Raw genomic sequence first — 17,894 nt, forward strand, 5'->3', positions numbered from 1 at the left:
TCAGTGGCATACCTCACGATGGGCACATACGGCACCTCGTGTCAGAGCGTGCCGTCCGCAGACGACAGGAGGTTCGTCATGGCCAGCTACCACGCAGCAGCCGCAGGCCGGCGCCGCGCCACCGGCCCTGCCCCCTCACTGACCGGCCCGGCGAGCGACGTGCACCCCGTGCTGCGCCGGGCGACGGCCCCGCCCGCCGCCCTCGACCTGCTCGCCCAGGCCCGCTCCGGACTCGACGAGGCGTCCGTGCTGCGCACGCCCAACGAGCGGTACGCCACCGCCCACCTGGCCGCCCTGCGCACCGCCGCCGCGGTGCTCGCCGCCCGGGGCCGCCCCGAACCCACCCCGAAGCGCCGGGCCAAGATCCGGAGCGCCTGGGAAGTGCTCCCCGAGATAGCGCCCGAACTCGCCGAGTGGAGCGCGCTGTTCGCCTCCGGTGCCGCCCGCCGCGCACGGGCCGAGGCGGGGATCCAGGGCGCGGCGAGCGCGCGCGACGCCGACGACCTCATACGCGACGTCGCGATGTTCCTGCGCCTGGTCGAACGGATGCTGGTGCTCCAGCCGGTGCTGCCGCAACCCCGGCAGGACGGCGGCCCCGAGGTCCCGGACGCGGGCTGACCGACCGTCCCGGCGCCGCCCATTAGGGTTGGGGGCACCAGCACCCTCCGTCACGGCCACCGGCCCGGCGGAGCCGCAAGCCCATCGCTCCGCCGCACACCAGGCGGTGCCGCGCCGAGGAGTCAACTGCCGTGTCGGACCCGATGCGACCCCGCGCCTCTCTCCGTACCGCCGTGGTCTGGGAGGTCCTCCAGGACGCCCTCGACCGCCGGGTGAAGGCGACGGGGCGTGAGTCGCTCGACGTACTGGACACCGGGGGCGGCAGCGGCAGGTTCGCGGTGCCCGCCGCCCGCCTCGGCCACCGCGTCACCGTCGTCGACCCCAGCCCGAACGCGCTGTTCGCGCTGGAGCGCAGGGCCGCCGAGGCGGGCGTCGCCGACCGCGTCCGGGGCGTCCAGGGCGACGCCCACGGCCTCTTCGACGTCGTCGAGCGCGGCGGGTACGACGCCGTGCTCTGCCACGGCGTCCTGGAGTACGTGGACGATCCCGCCGAGGGCATCGGCAACGCGGTCGCCGCGCTGCGCCCCGAGGGCGTCCTCAGTCTGCTCGCCGCCGGCCTCGGCGGGGCCGTCCTCGCCCGCGCTCTCGCCGGGCACTTCAAGGAGGCGCAGCAGGCGCTCGCCGACCCGAACGGACGCTGGGGCGAGGGTGATCCGGTTCCCCACCGCTTCACCGCCGAACAGCTCACCGGCCTCGTGGAGGGCGCGGGCCTCCAGGTCGCCGCCGTGCACGGCGTCCGGGTCTTCGCCGACCTCGTCCCCGGGGTCCTCGTCGACACCGAGCCCGGTGCCCTGGACGCCCTGCTCAAGCTGGAGGCGGCGGCCGCCGAGCTGCCCGCCTTCCACTCCGTGGCCACCCAACTTCATGTGCTGGGTGAGACGCGAGGGGCCGCGGAGTCCTGAGCCGTCTCCCGCGGCGGACGAGGGTGCCCCGCTGATCAGGGGCTCGGCGGCGGATGGAGTACGCCACAGGCCCCCCGATCGAGCGCTCGGAGCCGTATGATCGAGGGAGACCGTTCCGGCATGACGGGCCGTTCGCTGGGGAATTCACACCTCAGCGAGTCGGGGTGCCATGGCGGGTTCCGGTTGGCGAATTGGCGTAGAGGGGCGGGTTTCAAGGGGGCGATTCCCTGCCTATCCTGAAGAGGACCCCCCGGGTCGCCCCGGCGACCGCACGATGAGGAGGACTCCGTGCCGCTCTCAGAGCACGAGCAGCGCATGCTCGAGCAGATGGAGCGAGCGCTGTACGCCGAAGATCCCAAGTTCGCGTCAGCGCTTGAGGGAAGCGGGCTGCGTACGTACACCCGGCGGCGGGTCTACCAGGCGGTCGCGGGCTTTCTGGTGGGTATCGCGCTCCTCATGGCCGGAATGGTCGCACAGCAGATCTGGGTCAGCGTGGTGGGATTCCTCGTCATGCTGGGCTGCGCCGTGCTCGCCGTCACCGGTTGGCGCAAGGCCCCCAAGCCGGGTGAGCAGCCCGCCGGTGCCGCAGGCTCCGCCGGTGCGCGTCGGCAGACACGACAGCGCCGCTCCATGATGGACCGAATCGAACAGCGCTGGCAGCGCCGTCGTGACGAGCAGGGCGGCCACTGAACCCGCCGAACAGCCGACCCGACAGCCACAGCTGAACACGGACGAAGGGTGACCACCCAAGCGGCGGTCACCCTTCGAGCATGCCCTCAAACGAACGCCCGCGCATCGGCGCGCCGTACGACGGATGCGGGGCCAGCCCGCCCACCGCCCAGCCCACCGCCCAGCAGCCGTCGCCGTGCTGCCGCAGACGGGGCTCCCAACAGGCGAAAGGGGCTCCTGACAGACGAACGGTCCTGTCCCCGTCGGGCGAACCCGGCGGGGACAGGACCGTGACGTGTCCGCGCTAGCCGTGCTGGCTCGGTGTGGGGCGTCGCCAGGGCAGACGGGGCGTGGGGAGGCGGGACAGCAGCTCGTCCCTGGTGTCCGCCCAGCGCCCGGCGAGGACCCACACCACCCGGACGGTCGAACGCGGCAGCAGCAGCGCCCGCAGCTTGGTGCGGCGACCGGCGTGGGCCCTGAGGCCGACCGCGACCTCGTGCGCGTCCCGGGCGAGCCCCGCCGGGATCTGCGGACGCGGAGCGAAGAGGACCTGCTCCACCGCCGCCGCCACCCGGTGCACCGCGTCGGCGGCCGCCGGTTCCAGCTCCCCGAGCCGCACGATCCGCGCGGCTGCCTTGCGGGGCGTCTGTGACTCGTCCGGCGCGATCCCGTAGTCCCACGCCGTGTCGGCCACCTCCTGCCAGGCGGCCAGCGCATGTGCCGCCGCGGCCTTCGTACGCCCGTACGAGGTGGCCCTGGTCGGCGGGTCGAAGAAGCCAGGTGCCGCGCTGTCCTCATGGGCCACCTCCCGCGCGACGACGGGCTCCGAGGGCCCCTTCGGCACCGCGCCCTGATGCGCGCCCAGCCGCACGGACCGGACCCGCAGCCGCCACAGCATCGGCAGCAGCGGGATCGCCAGGACCAACAGCGCGCCCGGGACGATCAACAGGGTCCAGGGGGAGAAGAACACCAGCTCCAGGAACGAGCGCTCCTCGTCGTCCGAACCCGGCACGGCCGCCGCCGACTCGGTCCCGCAGGCTTCGAGCTTCGCCTCCTGCGGCGTGCAGCTCTCGCTCGCCGTCGGCTCGGCCGACGGTGCCGTCGACGCCGACGACGAGGGACGAGGTACCTCGGGAAGACCGCCGGTGCCGGTGTCCTCCGGCACCGTGTACTCGGGAGTCGAGCCCCGGTTGGGCGTGGGCTCGAAGCGGGTCCAGCCCACGCCCTCGAAGTACAGCTCCGGCCAGGCGTGCGCGTCGCGCAGGCCCACCGACATCGTGCCGTTCGTCTGCGGGGTGCCGGGGGTGAAGCCCACCGCCACCCGGGCGGGTATGCCCAGCGTGCGGGCCATGGACGCCATCGCGAAGGAGAAGTGGACGCAGAAGCCCTCCTTGTCCTCCAGGAACCGGGCTATCGCCCGCGCGCCCGTGCCCGACCGCACCTCCGTGTCGTAGGTGAACTGGCCGCTGAAGGCGAACCAGTCCTGGAGCTTCACCGCCCGCTCGTAGTCGTTCTTCGCGCCCTCGGTGACCTCCAGCGCCGTCCGTGCCACCACCGGCGGCAGCGAGGCCGGCACCTTGGTGTACTCCCGCCGCAGCGACGGGGGCGGCTCCGGCGCCGAGGCCAGCTGCTCCGCCGTCGGCTGCACGATCAGGCTCTCGACCTTGTACTGGGCGCCCTTGGTGTCCTGGCCGTGGTCACCGACGAGGGTGCGGCCCACGGGCTCGTACCGCCAGTCGCCGTCGATGTCCACACTGGTCACCGGGTACGGCATCGGCAGCCAGTTCTGCTCGTAGTCCTCCGACGCGGCGATCCGGGTCTCGATCGACGTCCGCTTGACGTCGGAGGCGAGACCGGTGGGGGTGCCGAAGTCGTCCGGGACCCCCGTGATGGAACGCTCGGTCGGGGTCCAGGAGGTGCCGTTGAAGTTGTCCAGGGAGACGATCCGCAGATACATCTCCTGCACGTCGTCGGTGTTGGTGCGGTAGGACAGGACCTGGCGGTCCTCGTCCACGTTCAGGCTGCCGCGCAGCTGCACCACCGGGTTCACCGCGGCGATCGTGCCGCCGCCACCGGAACCCCCGCCGAGGCCGGCGCCCGTGCCGTCCAGCAGCCCGCCGTCGAGGGAGGGCAGCCCGAGCGGCACCACCAGGGCGATGCCCAGCGCGACCGCGCCGATGCGCCGCCCGGTGCGCACGGGTGCCACGGCACCGCTCGGGGACTCCGCGCGCGGACCCTGCGGCGCACCTCCGAAGACCCGGCCCCACTGCGAGAGCCGGTCGCGGCTCTCGGTCAGGAGCAGCAGCAGATAGCCGGCCGAGGCCAGCACGAACCACAGCCACGCGGCGCCGTCGGAGAGTCCGGCGGCGACCGAGTACAGCGCGAGCAGCGGCAGACCGGCCGGGGCGGCGCTGCGGAACGTCACCGCGAGCGCGTCCACCAGCAGGCCTATCACCAGCACACCGCCGATGATCATCAGCCGGATGCCGTCGGTCAGCGGCGCCGGGATGGCGTACCTGCCGACGTCCTCCGCACCGGTCTGCAGCAGCGTCGCGAAGTGCTGGAACGCCTCCGGACCGGGGACGATCCCGGCCACCGCCCGCTCCCGGGCGAAGACCAGCGTCAGCATCATCAGCGTGACCAGGGCCTGCGCGGCCACGGTCAGCGGCCTGGCCAGCGGGACGCGCCGGGTGAGCGCTCCCACACCGGTCTGCACGCCCAGCATGAGCGCCGCCTGGAAGATCCACGTCGCCGGGTCGACCAGCGGCAGCAGTGCGCACGCCGCCATGATCGTGGCGGCCCAGGCACACAGTGCCAGCCTCGCCCGCCCGCTCATGACCGTCCCTCCGTACCGCTCCCGGACAGCGCTCCGGTGCGCTGTTGGTCCGCCTGCCGCCACAGGTCCGTCAGCGAGGCGCCGCGCGGCACGGTCAGTGCCGTCCAGCCCGCCTCGTGCAGCAGCCGCAGCGACTCCTCGCTCGCGCCCCCGGCACCGGGCACCTCACCCGGCTCGGTCGTCCACGTCTCGCTGTCCAGCAGGAAGGCGACCGCCCCACCGCCGCGCTGACGCATCTTGCCGATCACCGTCGCCTGCTCCTCGTCGAGGTCGCCGAGGAAGGCGATCAGCAGCCCCTCGTTGCCGCCGCGCAGCACGTCGTACGCGGGCGACAGACTCGTGCCGTCGGAGTGGTCGATCACCGCGAGCATGTCCATCATCAGTCCGGCCGCGTCGGCGGACTCCTGGCTGGCGCCCGCGAACCCGTCGGCGCCCTCGCCGGGCACCGAGCTGCCGGTGTCCGTCAACAGCCTGACGGAGAAGCCCCGTTCGAGCATGTGGACCAGCATGGAGGCGGCGCCGGAGACGGCCCACTCGAAGGCGGAGTCGGGGCCCGCGCCGAGGAACGCCTCGGCCCGGGTGTCCAGCAGCACCGTGCAGCGGGCACGCTGCGGCTGTTCCTCGCGGCGCACCATCAGCTCGCCGTAGCGCGCGGTCGAACGCCAGTGCACCCGGCGCAGATCGTCGCCGTGCCGGTAGCCGCGCGGGATCACGTCGTCCTCGCCGGCCAACGCCAGCGAGCGCTGACGCCCGTCGCCGTATCCCTTGGCCTCGCCGTTCAGCCGCACCGGCGGCAGCGCCTCCACCCGAGGGACGACGGTCAGCGTGTCGTACGTCGAGAAGGACCGGGTCAGCTCGCACATGCCGAACGGGTCGGTCAGGCGCAGCTGGAGCGGGCCCAGCGGGTAGCGGCCGCGCAGATCCGAGCGGACGCGGTACGACACCTCGCGGCGGCCGCCCGCCTCCACCCGGTCCAGCACGAAACGGGGGCGCGGACCGAGCACGTAGGGCACCCGGTCCTGGAGCATCAGCAGCCCGGTGGGCAGCCGCGAGACGTTGTCCATCCGCAGATGGACGCGGGCCTCGCTGCCGGCGGGCACGCGCGCGGGGGAGAGGCGGCGGCTGCCCGCGACCCGGTAGCGGGTGCGGTACAGCACGGTCGCGCAGACCAGCGGCAGCACGGCGAGCAGCAGGCCGACCCGGAGCAGGTCGCTCTGCCCGAGGACGTACGCGCAGACGGCGGCGGCCACGCCGGCGGCCAGGAAGGAGCGCCCGCGCGTGGTGAGGCCGCCGAGGGCCGTGCGCAGCCCGCCCTTGTCCTGTTCCGGGGCGGACGCCGGCCCCGCGGTGGTCATCCAAGCCTCCGCGGCGGCTGCTGCGGGTACGCGGGCGCGGTGTGGACCGAGCCGTACCCGCTCTGCGCCTGGGGGGCCTGTGGCACCGGTGTGCGCTGGAGGATCTCCTGGACCACCTGCTCCGGCGTACGCCGGTTGAGCTGGGCCTGGGCGGTGGGCAGCAGCCGGTGGGCGAGGATGGACACGGCCAGCGACTGGATGTCGTCCGGCAGGGCGTACTCCCGGCCGTTCAGGGCGGCGGTCGCCCTCGCGGCGCGCAGCAGGTGCAGCGTGGCGCGCGGCGAGGCGCCGAGTCTGAGGTCCGGATGGGTGCGGGTGGCGCCGACCAGGTCCACCGCGTACCGCCGGACCGTTTCCGCGACGTGCACATTACGGACGGCCTCGATCAGCTTCACGATCTCGTGCGCGTGTGCCACCGGCTGCATGTCCTCCAGCGGCGAGACCCCGCCGTGGACGTCGAGCATCTGCAGCTCGGCCTCCGGGCTGGGGTAGCCGACGGAGACGCGCGCCATGAAGCGGTCGCGCTGGGCCTCCGGCAGCGGGTAGGTGCCCTCCATCTCCACCGGGTTCTGCGTGGCCACCACCATGAAGGGGCTCGGCAGCTCGTACGTCGTGCCGTCGATCGTGACCTGGCGCTCCTCCAGGGACTCCAGGAGCGCGGACTGCGTCTTCGGCGAGGCACGGTTGATCTCGTCGCCGATCACGATCTGCGAGAAGATCGCGCCCGGTTTGAACTCGAACTCCTTGCGCTGCTGGTCCCAGATGGACACACCCGTGATGTCCGACGGCAGCAGGTCCGGCGTGAACTGGATACGCCGCACCGAGCAGTCGATGGACCGCGCCAGTGCCTTGGCCAGCATGGTCTTGCCGACGCCGGGTACGTCTTCGATCAGAAGATGTCCCTCGGCGAGCAGCACTGTCAGCGAAAGCCGTACGACCTCAGGCTTGCCCTCGATCACTCCTTCGACCGAACTGCGGACTCGCTCCACAGTGCTGGTCAGATCAGTGAGGCTCGCTCGATCGTCATAGGTCGTCACCCGGCCCTCCTCGGCCCGTTCTTTCTCCGGGCCGTCGCTCTGCGATGCGGACCGGCCCACCCCGAAACACGGACACCACGCGTGAACTGCTCAGCGTGATGCCACACCCGCATTCTTGCCGCCGTTACCAATCCGTGTCACTCGCCTGTGGACAACTGTCCGCGATATGCCAGGTTTGCGGTGTTTTGCGGGGTGAGATGCCAGCAGATTGACAGGAAACCAGGGCTGCGCGGAACCGCCTTCGGGCGGTAGGAGGGCGGTTCCGGCCGCGAGGTTCGACGGAAATCAGGCCGCGTCGATCTCCCGGAGCAGACCGGTCTTCACATCGAAGACGAACCCGCGTACGTCGTCGGAGTGCAGCAGGAACGGGTTGGTGCGGATCCGCTGCATGGACTGCCGTACGTCCTGGTCCACATCCCGGAAGGACTCCACCGCCCAGGCCGGGCGCTGGCCGACCTCGGCCTCCAGCTCGGTGCGGAAGTCCTCGGTGAGGGACTCCAGACCGCAGCCGGTGTGGTGGATGAGGACGATGCTGCGGGTGCCGAGCTTGCGCTGGCTGATGGTGAGGGAGCGGATCACGTCGTCGGTGACCACGCCGCCCGCGTTGCGGATGGTGTGACAGTCGCCCAGCTCCAGGCCGAGCGCGTCGTGCAGGTCGAGGCGGGCGTCCATGCAGGCCACGACCGCGACACGCAGGACGGGGCGGGCGTCCATCCCGGGGTCGGAGAACGCGGCGGCATAGCGCTGGTTCGCCTCGACGAGGCGGTCGGTGACGGTGCCGTCGGATATGGCGCCTTCGGGGCCGGTGGGAACTGCTGCGGAGGTCGTCATGGACAAGACGGTACTGGTCACGGCCGCTGAGGGCGCTCTGTGAGAGAGGACAAAGAACGTCATTGAGCCTTGTTGTGAGGTAACCCACAGGAGTGGCGGGATCACGGCCGTACAGGTGATTTCTCCGGATTCATGGCTTCGCCGGGGGGAGCGCCGCCACGCGCAGGCCGGTTGATTGACCGCGCAGGGCCGTGGACTAAAGTGACGCCGAGCGGGAGGCCGGGGCAGAACGGGAACGTGACGACAGCCCCCGAGCACCCCGCTGGACCGAAACCCAAGGAGAACCGGCGAGAGCCCGGCGTCTCCCCGCGTGCGCGGCGCGTACGTGCGGCTCGCGCCGGACCTGAGAGGGCCCCTTGAGCAACAGCCGCCACGTCCCCGTCATGCTCCAGCGGTGTCTGGACATGCTGGCCCCGGCCCTCACGGAGCCCGGCGCGGTGGTGGTCGACTGCACACTCGGCCTCGGCGGCCACAGCGAAGCGCTCCTCACCCGGTTCCCCGAGGCACGGCTCGTCGCCCTCGACCGGGACAAGGAGGCCCTGCGCCTCTCCGGCGAACGCCTCGCCCCCTTCGGCGAGCGCGCCACCCTCGTGCACGCCGTCTACGACGAACTCCCCGACGTGCTCGACCGCCTGGGCCTCCCGCGCGTCCAGGGCGTCCTGTTCGACCTCGGCGTCTCCTCCATGCAACTCGACGAGGCGGACCGGGGCTTCGCGTACGCCCAGGACGCCCCCCTCGACATGCGGATGGACCAGACGACCGGCATCAGCGCCGCCGAGGTCCTCAACACCTACGCCCCCGGCGAACTCGTCCGCATCCTCAGGGCGTACGGCGAGGAGAAGCAGGCCAAGCGGATCGTCTCCGCGATCGTGCGCGAGCGCGCCAAGGAGCCGTTCGGCAACAGCGCCCGCCTCGTCGAACTGATCCGCGACTCCCTGCCGCAGGCCGCCAAGCGCACCGGCGGCAACCCCGCCAAGCGCACCTTCCAGGCCCTGCGCATCGAGGTCAACGGCGAACTCACCGTCCTGGAGCGGGCGATCCCCGCCGCCGTGAAGGCCCTCGCGGTCGGCGGCCGGATCGCCGTGCTGTCGTACCACTCGCTCGAGGACCGGCTGGTGAAGCAGGTGTTCGCGGCCGGAGCCGCCACCACCGCCCCGCCCGGACTGCCCGTCGTCCCCGAGCGCTATCAGCCGAGGCTCAAGCTCCTCACCCGTGGTGCCGAACTTCCCACCGAGGAAGAGGTCGCCGAGAACCGGCGCGCCGCCCCCGCACGTCTGCGCGGGGCGGAACGCGTGCGGGAGGACGTCGAATGAGGAGTGCGTGGGACGCGTGAGCAGGAAACCCGAACTGAGGGGCCGGGCCGCCCGTCTCGCGCGGCTGCTGCCCACGAGGCCCAAGGGGGCCGCCCGTACCCCGTTCGTCCTCCTGGTCGTCCTGCTGCTGGGCGGCGGCCTCATCGGCCTCCTCGTGCTGAACTCCGCGCTCAGCGAAGGGTCGTTCAAGCTCGACGACCTCCAGGACGACGTGAAGAGCTACACCGACGAGGAACAGGCGCTCCAGCGCGACGTGGACGCCTACTCGGCGCCCGACGCCCTTCAGCGCCGCGCCCGTGAGCTGGGCATGGTCCCCGGCGGCGACCCGGCCTTCCTGAACCCCGACGGCACGGTCAAGGGCGTCCCGAGCGCCGCCCAGCAGTCCGTGGCCCGGATGCCGCTCGTCCTCGCGCCCGAGATCCTCGACCCCGGCCCGCCCGTGAGCCCGACGCCCACCGGGAGCCCCACGCCCGCCGACTCCCCGACGCCGACGCCGACATCGACGCCGATGTCGACCGACCCTGAGCCGCTGTCGCACGCGCGGACCCCGGAGCCCTCGGGTCCTCCCACGCCGACCCCCACCACCCCGCCCGTACAGCCCACCCAGCTCCCGACGACCCCCGGCAGGTGACGGAAGTGGCCGACTCAGGCAGGCAGCCCCCGCGCCGCCGCGTACCCGGACCAGCCCGGCCCGTAGGACCGGGCGGCCGGCAGCGCCGACCGGGCCCCGGCGCCCGTCCCGCAGCACAGCGCCGCCCGTCCAGGCCCTGGCAGCCGCCGGGGCGCACCATCCGCCTGGGCAGCCCCCGCCCCCGGCTGCGCATGGTGAGCCTCGCGCTGACCCTGGTGATGATCGCCTTCGTCGTACGGCTGCTCCAGGTGCAGGCCGTCGACGCGAGCGAGTACGCGGCCAAGGCCGACCAGAACCGTTACGTCGGCCGGGTGCTGGCCGCCGAGCGCGGCGGGATCACCGACCGCAACGGCGTCGCCCTGGCGATCAGCACCGACGCCAACGACATCACGGCCGACCCGACGATGTTCACGCGCGAGCAGCTGAGGATCGACGACGGCCCCGAGCAGGCGGCGGCGCTCCTCGCGCCGATCCTCGGCGCGGACCAGGAGACGCTCGCCGAGAAGCTCCGCACGAAGAACACGCGCTATGTGCTGCTCGCCCGCCGTCAGACCCCCCAGGTCTGGAACCAGATCAGCGACCTGAAGACCGCGCTCGTCAAGCGGGCCGCGGACGAGAAGGGCACGGTCAACGTCCTGGCCGGCGTCTTCCAGGAGCCCAGCAGCAAGCGCGTGTACCCCAACGGCGACCTCGCCGCCGGGACACTGGGCTGGGTCAACGCCGAGGGCAAGGGCGGCGGCGGCATCGAGCAGCAGTGGAACAACCGCCTCGCGGGCAAGGACGGCAAGATCCGCTACGCCCAGTCGGGCGGCCGGCTGGTGCCCACCGCGGGCTCCACCGAGACCCCCGCCGTGGCCGGCTCCGACGTCGAGCTGACCATCGACCGCGACATCCAGTGGGCCGCGCAGAACGCCATCACCGAGCAGGTGAAGAAGTCCCAGGCGGACCGCGGTTACGTGATAGTGCAGGACACCCGCACCGGCGAGATCCTCGCCATGGCCAACTCGCCCGGCTTCGACCCCAACGACCTCACGAAGGCGAACCCGGACGCGCTCGGCAACGCGGCTCTCCAGGACGCCTACGAGCCCGGCTCCACCGCCAAGGTCATCTCGATGGCCGCCGTGCTGGAGGAGAACGTCGCCACCCCGGAGACCCACGTCACCGTGCCCAACCGGCTGCACCGGGGCGACCGGCTCTTCAAGGACGACATCGACCACCCGACCTGGTACCTGACGCTCAACGGCGTCCTCGCCAAGTCCAGCAACATCGGCACGATCCTCGCCACCGGCGAACTCGGCCGCAACCAGGCCGAGTCCAACAAGATCCTCCACTCCTACCTGCGCAAGTTCGGCATCGGCAGCTACACCGGCCTCGGCTTCCCGGGCGAGACCAGGGGCATCCTCGCCGCGCCCGGCGACTGGTCGACCTCGCAGCAGTACACGATCCCTTTCGGCCAGGGCATGTCGATCAACGCCATGCAGGCGGCCTCCGTCTACTCGACGATCGCCAACGGCGGCGTACGCGTCGAACCGACGCTCGTACGGGGCACCAAGGGACCGGACGGCCGCTTCGCCCCCGCCCCCAAGCCCGGCAAGACCCGGGTCGTGAGCGAGAAGACGGCGAAGACCCTCGCCCGGATGCTGGAGTCCGTCGTGGACGACGAGGAGGGCACGGGCACCAAGGCGCGCATCCCCGGCTACCGGGTCGCGGGCAAGACGGGTACGGCCAACCGTGTGGATCCGGCCACCGGCAGATACCGGGGCTACACCTCGTCGTTCGCCGGGTTCGCGCCCGCCGACAAGCCCCGGATCACCGTCTACTGCGCGATCCAGAACGCCACCAAGGGCAACTACTTCGGCGGCCAGATCTGCGGACCCATCTACAAGGAGGTCATGGAGTTCGCACTGAAGACCCTCCAGGTGCCGCCCACCGGGGCCAAGCCCGCGAACCTGCCCGTCACCTTCGCACCCTGACCCGCCTCCTGCCCCCACCCTGATCCGCCCCCTGATCAGCGCAACCGCCAGGAACCCACTCGTGACCATGATCACTCCCGACCCCGGGAACCACACCCCCGAGCCCCGCTCGCACCAACCCTCGCTTCGCTCCCGTGGGGGTGCGCCCGGTACGCTCACCGCCGTGCCACACGCTGATCAGTCCCAAACCACCCAGAAGGACGTTCCCGTGACATATCCGGGACCGCCCAGGCCGGCCCACGTCTCCGCCACACCCCTCGCGGAACTCGCCGGTCAGCTGGGTGCCGAGCAGTCGACGAGCGCGGACGCCGTCCAGGTCACGGGCATCACCCACGACTCGCGCGCCGTCCGCCCCGGCGACCTGTACGCCGCCCTGCCCGGTGCCCGTCTGCACGGAGCCGACTTCGTGGACCAGGCGGTCGGCCTCGGTGCCGTCGCCGTCCTCACCGATCCCGGCGGCGCCGAGCGCGCCGCCGCGGCCGGGCTCCCCGCCCTCGTCGTGGAGAATCCGCGCGCGCGGATGGGCGAGCTGGCGGCCACCCTCTACGGCCGGCCGGGCGCCGACCTGCTCCAGATCGGCATCACCGGCACCTCGGGCAAGACCACCACCGCATACCTCGTGGAGGGCGGCCTGAAGACCGTCCGCTCCACCGGGCTCATCGGCACCGTCGAGACGCGCATCGGCGACGAGCGCATCAAGTCCGAGCGGACCACCCCCGAGGCCACCGACCTCCAGGCCCTCTTCGCCGTCATGCGCGAACGCGGGGTGGACTCGGTCGTCATGGAGGTCTCCAGCCACGCCCTGGTGCTCGGCCGGGTCGACGGCTGCGTCTTCGACGTGGCGGTCTTCAACAACCTCAGCCCGGAGCACATGGAGTTCCACTCCGGCATGGAGGACTACTTCCAGGCCAAGGCACAGCTCTTCACCCCGGAGCGCAGCAGGATCGGCGTCGTCAACCTCGACGACGAGTACGGCCGCCGGCTCGTCGACGAGGCCGGCGTCCCGGTCGTCACCTTCTCCGCCGAGGGACACCCCGACGCCGACTGGCGCGCCGAGGACGTCCGGGTCGGGCCGATGGACTCGACGTTCACCGTGGTCGGACCCAAGGGCGAGCGGATCGCCGCCAGGTCACCGCTGCCGGGCTCCTTCAACGTCGCCAACACCCTGGCGGCCGTGGCCGCGCTGGCCGTCGCCGGGATCGACCCGCAGACCGCCGCCGACGGCATCGCCGCCGTACCGGGCGTGCCCGGCCGGCTGGAGCGGGTGGACGCCGGGCAGCCCTACCTCGCGGTCGTCGACTACGCCCACAAGACCGACGCCGTCGAGTCGGTCCTCAAGGCGCTGCGCAAGGTCACCGAGGGCAGCCTGCACGTCGTGCTCGGCTGCGGCGGCGACCGGGACACCACCAAACGCGGACCGATGGGCGCCGCGATGGCCCGGCTCTCCGACACCGCCGTACTGACCTCCGACAACCCCCGCTCCGAGGACCCCCTCGCGATCCTCGCGACCATGCTCGAAGGCGCGGCGTCCGTGCCGGCCCACGAGCGCGGCGAGGTCCTCCTCTTCGAGGACCGGGCCGCGGCGATCGCCGCGGCGGTGGCCCGCGCACGTCCGGGCGACACCGTGCTGGTCGCGGGCAAGGGCCACGAGCAGGGCCAGGACATCGCCGGCGTGGTCCGTCCCTTCGACGACCGCCAGGTGCTCCGCGAAGCTATCCAGCAGACCCAGGGATGAACTTGTGATCGCCCTCTCTCTCGCCGAGATCGCAGAAGTCGTCGGCGGGCAGACGCACGACATACCGGATCCGTCGGCGCTGGTCACCGGACCGGTCGTCCGGGACTCCCGCGAGGTGGAGCCCGGCAGTCTCTTCGTCGCCTTCGCGGGCGAACGTGTGGACGGACACGACTTCGCGGCCGCGGTCGTCGAGGCGGGTGCGGCAGCGGTGCTGGCGTCCCGTCCCGTCGGCGTGCCCGCGATCGTCGTGACCGATGTGCAGGCGGCGCTCGGCGCCCTCGCCCGGCACGTCGTGCGCAAGCTCGGCACGACCCTCGTGGCCCTCACCGGCTCGGCCGGCAAGACCAGCACCAAGGACCTGATCGCCCAGGTGCTCCGGCGCAAGGCGCCGACGGTGTTCACGCCCGGCTCCCTCAACAACGAGATCGGACTGCCCCTCACCGCGCTCAGCGCCACCGAGGAAACCCGTTTCCTGGTCCTGGAGATGGGCGCCCGGGGCATCGGCCACATCAAGTACCTCACCGACCTGACCCCGCCGAAGGTCGGCCTCGTGCTGAACGTCGGCACCGCCCACATCGGCGAGTTCGGCGGCCGCGAGCAGATCGCGCAGGCCAAGGGCGAACTGGTGGAGGCGCTTCCGCCGGCGAGCGAGGGCGGCGCCGCGATCCTCAACGCCGACGATCCGCTCGTCCGGGCCATGGCCTCGCGCACGAAGGCGAAGGTCCTCCTCTTCGGCGAGTCCGGCGAAGCGGACGTACGCGCCGAGAACGTGACGCTCAACGACGCCGGACAGCCCGTGTTCAGGCTTCACACACCCTCCGGTGCAAGCGATGTGACCATGCGCCTGTACGGTGAGCACCACGTGTCGAACGCGCTCGCCGCGGCCGCCGTCGCCCATGAGCTGGGCATGTCCGCAGACGAGATCGCCACCGCGCTCTCCGAGGCGGGCTCCCTCTCCCGCTGGCGCATGGAGGTCACCGAGCGCCCGGACGGCGTGACGGTCGTCAACGACGCCTACAACGCGAACCCCGAGTCCATGCGGGCCGCTCTGCGCGCGCTCGCAGCCATGGGCAAGGGGCGGCGGACCTGGGCGGTGCTCGGCAAGATGGCCGAGCTCGGGGACGAATCGCTCGCCGAGCACGACGCGGTCGGACGGCTCGCCGTCCGGCTCAATGTCGGCAAGCTCGTCGCGGTCGGGGACAGGGAAGCGTCCTGGCTGCAACTGGGCGCATACAACGAGGGTTCGTGGGGTGAGGAGTCGGTGCACGTGTCCGACGCACAGGCGGCGATCGACCTGTTGCGCAGTCAGTTGCGCCCGGGAGACGTCGTACTCGTGAAGGCGTCCCGGTCGGTCGGGCTCGAGAGCGTGGCGCAGGCGCTGCTCGACAGCGGCAACGAGGGTGAGGTTGCCGCCCGATGATGAAGCAGATCCTGTTCGCAGGAGTCATTGGCCTCTTCCTGACCCTGGTCGGCACCCCACTGCTGATCAAGCTGCTGGCCCGCAAGGGCTACGGCCAGTACATCCGCGACGACGGCCCGCGCGAGCACGCCAGCAAGCGCGGTACGCCGACCATGGGTGGTATCGCCTTCATCCTGGCGACGATCGCCGCGTACTTCCTCGCCAAGGTGATCACGGGCCAGCCGCCGACCTTCTCCGGTCTGCTGGTGCTCGGCCTGATGGGCGGCATGGGCCTCGTCGGCTTCCTCGACGACTACATCAAGATCGTCAAGCGTCGTTCGCTGGGTCTGCGGGCCAAGGCCAAGATGGCCGGCCAGCTGATCGTCGGTATCGCCTTCGCGGTCCTCGCGCTGCAGTTCCCGGACGCCCGCGACCAGACGCCGGCCTCCACCAAGATCTCCTTCGTCCAGGACTTCGGCTGGACCATCGGCCCGGTGCTGTTCGTCATCTGGGCCCTGTTCATGATCCTCGCCATGTCGAACGGCGTGAACCTGACCGACGGTCTGGACGGCCTCGCCACCGGCGCCTCCGTGCTGGTCTTCGGCGCGTACACGTTCATCGGCGTCTGGCAGTTCCAGGAGTCCTGCGCCAACACGCAGACCCTGACCAACCCGTCCGCCTGTTACGAGGTACGAGATCCGCTCGACCTGGCGATCGTGGCCTCCGCGTTGATGGGCGCCTGCCTCGGCTTCCTGTGGTGGAACACCTCGCCGGCCAAGATCTTCATGGGCGACACCGGTTCGCTGGCCCTCGGTGGCGCGCTCGCGGGTCTCGCGATCTGCTCCCGCACCGAGCTGCTGCTCGCGCTCCTCGGCGGTCTGTTCGTCCTCATCACCATGTCGGTCGTCATCCAGGTCGGCTCGTTCAAGCTGACCGGCAAGCGGGTCTTCAGGATGGCCCCGCTCCAGCACCACTTCGAGCTCAAGGGCTGGTCCGAGGTTCTGGTCGTGGTCCGCTTCTGGATCATCCAGGGCATCTGTGTGATCGTCGGACTGGGCCTCTTCTACGCGGGATGGGCAGCGGACAAGTGACCGACTGGCAGGGCAAGCACGTCACCGTCGCCGGGCTGGGCGTCTCAGGAATCCCGGCGGCCAAGGTCCTGCACGGCCTCGGCGCGGTCGTCACGGTCGTCAACGACGGCGACGACGAACGCGCCCGCGCGCAGGCCGCCGACCTGGAGGCGCTCGGCATCACCGTGCGCCTCGGCGACGGCGCGACCCTGCCGGAGGGCACCGAACTCGTCGTCACCGCCCCGGGCTGGAAGCCGGACAAGCCGCTGTTCACGGCGGCCCGTGCGGCCGGCCTGGAGATCTGGGGCGACGTCGAACTCGCCTGGCGGCTGCGGGACCTGGACGGCAGGAAAGCCGCTCCCTGGCTGGCCGTCACGGGCACCAACGGCAAGACCACGACCGTTCAGATGCTCGCCTCCATCCTGACGGCGGCGGGCCTGCGCACGGCCGCCGTCGGCAACATCGGGGTCTCGCTCCTGGACGCGGTCCTCGGCGACGAGCCCTACGACGTCCTCGCCGTCGAGCTGTCCAGCTACCAGCTCCACTGGGCGCCCTCCCTGCGCGCCCACTCCGCCGCCGTCCTCAACCTCGCCCCCGACCACCTCGACTGGCACGGCTCCATGGAGGCGTACGCCAAGGACAAGGGCCGTGTCTACGAGGGCAACCGGGTCGCCTGTGTCTACAACGTGGCCGACAAGGCCACCGAGGACCTGGTGCGGGAGGCCGACGTCGAGGAGGGCTGCCGGGCCGTCGGATTCACGCTCGGCACGCCCGGCCCGTCCCAACTCGGCGTGGTGGAGGGCATCCTGGTCGACCGCGCCTTCGTCGAGAACCGGCAGAAGAACGCCCAGGAACTCGCCGAGGTCGCGGACGTGAACCCGCCGGCCCCCCACAACATCGCCAACGCCCTCGCGGCAGCCGCCCTCGCCCGCGCCTACGGCGTCCCCGCCGCGGCCGTACGGGACGGACTGCGGGCCTTCACCCCGGACGCGCACCGCATCGCGCACGTCGCCGACGTGGACGGCGTGGCGTACATCGACGACTCCAAGGCCACCAACACCCATGCGGCGCAGGCCTCGTTGGCCGCGTACGAGTCGATCGTGTGGATCGCGGGCGGACTCGCCAAGGGAGCCACCTTCGACGAACTCGTCGCCGGCGCCGCCGGGCGGCTGCGCGGGGTCGTGCTGATCGGCGCGGACCGCGCGCTGATCCGGGAAGCGCTCGCGCGACACGCGCCGGAAGTGCCGGTCGTCGACCTCGGCCGGACCGACACTGGGGCGATGCTCGCCGCCGTCCGCGAGGCGCGGACGCTGGCACGGACGGGCGACACGGTGCTGCTGGCGCCGGCCTGTGCGTCGATGGACATGTTCGTCAACTACAACAGGCGTGGGGACGCGTTCGCGGAGGCAGTGTGCGAACTGGCCGCCACGGACGGCTGACCCGGCCCGGCCTCGCCTGGCGGCGCCGGGTGACACTGGGAGGGACGCGTGACACGGAACTGGTCGGTCGGCGGCGAGGGCGCCCC

Annotated in this window: 14 protein-coding genes; 10 read left to right on the forward strand and 4 right to left on the reverse strand. The window is 71.8% G+C overall.

What is annotated here, in order from left to right:
- Nucleotides 1-78 precede the first annotated feature (78 nt).
- The 3 genes from PUR53_RS41405 to PUR53_RS41415 all read left to right on the forward strand — a co-directional run bounded on the left by PUR53_RS41405 (nucleotide 79) and on the right by PUR53_RS41415 (nucleotide 2,210).
- Nucleotides 79-618: an SAV_6107 family HEPN domain-containing protein gene (locus PUR53_RS41405; RefSeq protein ID WP_329898977.1), complete on the forward strand. Its 540-nt coding sequence runs from the start codon at nucleotides 79-81 to the stop codon at nucleotides 616-618.
- Nucleotides 619-749: 131 nt separating this feature from the next.
- A complete protein-coding gene (locus PUR53_RS41410) occupies nucleotides 750-1,520 on the forward strand; it encodes a methyltransferase (RefSeq protein ID WP_329898978.1) in 771 nt (256 codons plus the stop codon).
- A gap of 288 nt (nucleotides 1,521-1,808) precedes the next feature.
- Nucleotides 1,809-2,210: a DUF3040 domain-containing protein gene (locus tag PUR53_RS41415; protein ID WP_184895187.1), complete on the forward strand. Its 402-nt coding sequence runs from the start codon at nucleotides 1,809-1,811 to the stop codon at nucleotides 2,208-2,210.
- A gap of 283 nt (nucleotides 2,211-2,493) precedes the next feature.
- Here the strand turns inward: PUR53_RS41415 and PUR53_RS41420 are convergent, their stop codons facing one another.
- The 4 genes from PUR53_RS41420 to PUR53_RS41435 all read right to left on the reverse strand — a co-directional run bounded on the left by PUR53_RS41420 (nucleotide 2,494) and on the right by PUR53_RS41435 (nucleotide 8,248).
- On the reverse strand, nucleotides 2,494-5,025 hold the full coding sequence (locus PUR53_RS41420) for a transglutaminase TgpA family protein (RefSeq protein ID WP_329912030.1): 2,532 nt from the start codon (nucleotides 5,023-5,025) through the stop codon (nucleotides 2,494-2,496).
- On the reverse strand, nucleotides 5,022-6,380 hold the full coding sequence (locus PUR53_RS41425; protein ID WP_329912031.1) for a DUF58 domain-containing protein: 1,359 nt from the start codon (nucleotides 6,378-6,380) through the stop codon (nucleotides 5,022-5,024). The genes PUR53_RS41420 and PUR53_RS41425 overlap by 4 nt, the downstream gene beginning before the upstream one ends.
- Complete coding sequence (locus PUR53_RS41430) at nucleotides 6,377-7,417, reverse strand: AAA family ATPase (protein ID WP_239753483.1); 1,041 nt, start codon at nucleotides 7,415-7,417, stop codon at nucleotides 6,377-6,379. The genes PUR53_RS41425 and PUR53_RS41430 overlap by 4 nt, the downstream gene beginning before the upstream one ends.
- Before the next feature lie 285 nt (nucleotides 7,418-7,702).
- Nucleotides 7,703-8,248, reverse strand: coding sequence for a beta-class carbonic anhydrase (locus PUR53_RS41435; RefSeq protein WP_033528125.1), 546 nt, complete (start codon nucleotides 8,246-8,248; stop codon nucleotides 7,703-7,705).
- 356 nt (nucleotides 8,249-8,604) lie between these two features.
- Between PUR53_RS41435 and rsmH the strand changes: the two genes are divergently transcribed.
- The 7 genes from rsmH (at nucleotide 8,605) to murD (ending at nucleotide 17,808) form a co-directional block, all read left to right on the forward strand.
- On the forward strand, nucleotides 8,605-9,561 hold the full coding sequence (gene rsmH, locus PUR53_RS41440; RefSeq protein WP_329898981.1) for a 16S rRNA (cytosine(1402)-N(4))-methyltransferase RsmH: 957 nt from the start codon (nucleotides 8,605-8,607) through the stop codon (nucleotides 9,559-9,561).
- A gap of 16 nt (nucleotides 9,562-9,577) precedes the next feature.
- Nucleotides 9,578-10,192, forward strand: coding sequence for a hypothetical protein (locus PUR53_RS41445; protein ID WP_329898982.1), 615 nt, complete (start codon nucleotides 9,578-9,580; stop codon nucleotides 10,190-10,192).
- 191 nt (nucleotides 10,193-10,383) lie between these two features.
- Entirely contained in the window at nucleotides 10,384-12,165 is a 1,782-nt protein-coding gene (locus tag PUR53_RS41450) for a peptidoglycan D,D-transpeptidase FtsI family protein (RefSeq protein WP_329899318.1), read from the forward strand.
- A gap of 61 nt (nucleotides 12,166-12,226) precedes the next feature.
- Nucleotides 12,227-13,900 (forward strand): UDP-N-acetylmuramoyl-L-alanyl-D-glutamate--2,6-diaminopimelate ligase, encoded by a 1,674-nt coding sequence (locus tag PUR53_RS41455; protein ID WP_329912032.1) that lies wholly within the window; start codon nucleotides 12,227-12,229, stop codon nucleotides 13,898-13,900.
- Nucleotides 13,901-13,904: 4 nt separating this feature from the next.
- Nucleotides 13,905-15,320, forward strand: coding sequence for a UDP-N-acetylmuramoyl-tripeptide--D-alanyl-D-alanine ligase (locus PUR53_RS41460; RefSeq protein ID WP_329898984.1), 1,416 nt, complete (start codon nucleotides 13,905-13,907; stop codon nucleotides 15,318-15,320).
- Nucleotides 15,317-16,390 carry a phospho-N-acetylmuramoyl-pentapeptide-transferase gene (mraY, locus tag PUR53_RS41465; RefSeq protein WP_329898985.1) on the forward strand — a complete coding sequence of 358 codons (1,074 nt, stop codon included), beginning with the start codon at nucleotides 15,317-15,319 and terminating at the stop codon, nucleotides 16,388-16,390. The genes PUR53_RS41460 and mraY overlap by 4 nt, the downstream gene beginning before the upstream one ends.
- A complete protein-coding gene (gene murD, locus PUR53_RS41470) occupies nucleotides 16,372-17,808 on the forward strand; it encodes a UDP-N-acetylmuramoyl-L-alanine--D-glutamate ligase (RefSeq protein WP_329912033.1) in 1,437 nt (478 codons plus the stop codon). Before mraY ends, murD begins: the two co-directional genes overlap by 19 nt.
- Nucleotides 17,809-17,894: the final 86 nt, after the last annotated feature.

Origin of the sequence: Streptomyces sp. SP18BB07 (genome assembly GCF_036322545.1) — a bacterium.
Lineage (GTDB): Bacteria > Actinomycetota > Actinomycetes > Streptomycetales > Streptomycetaceae > Streptomyces > Streptomyces deccanensis.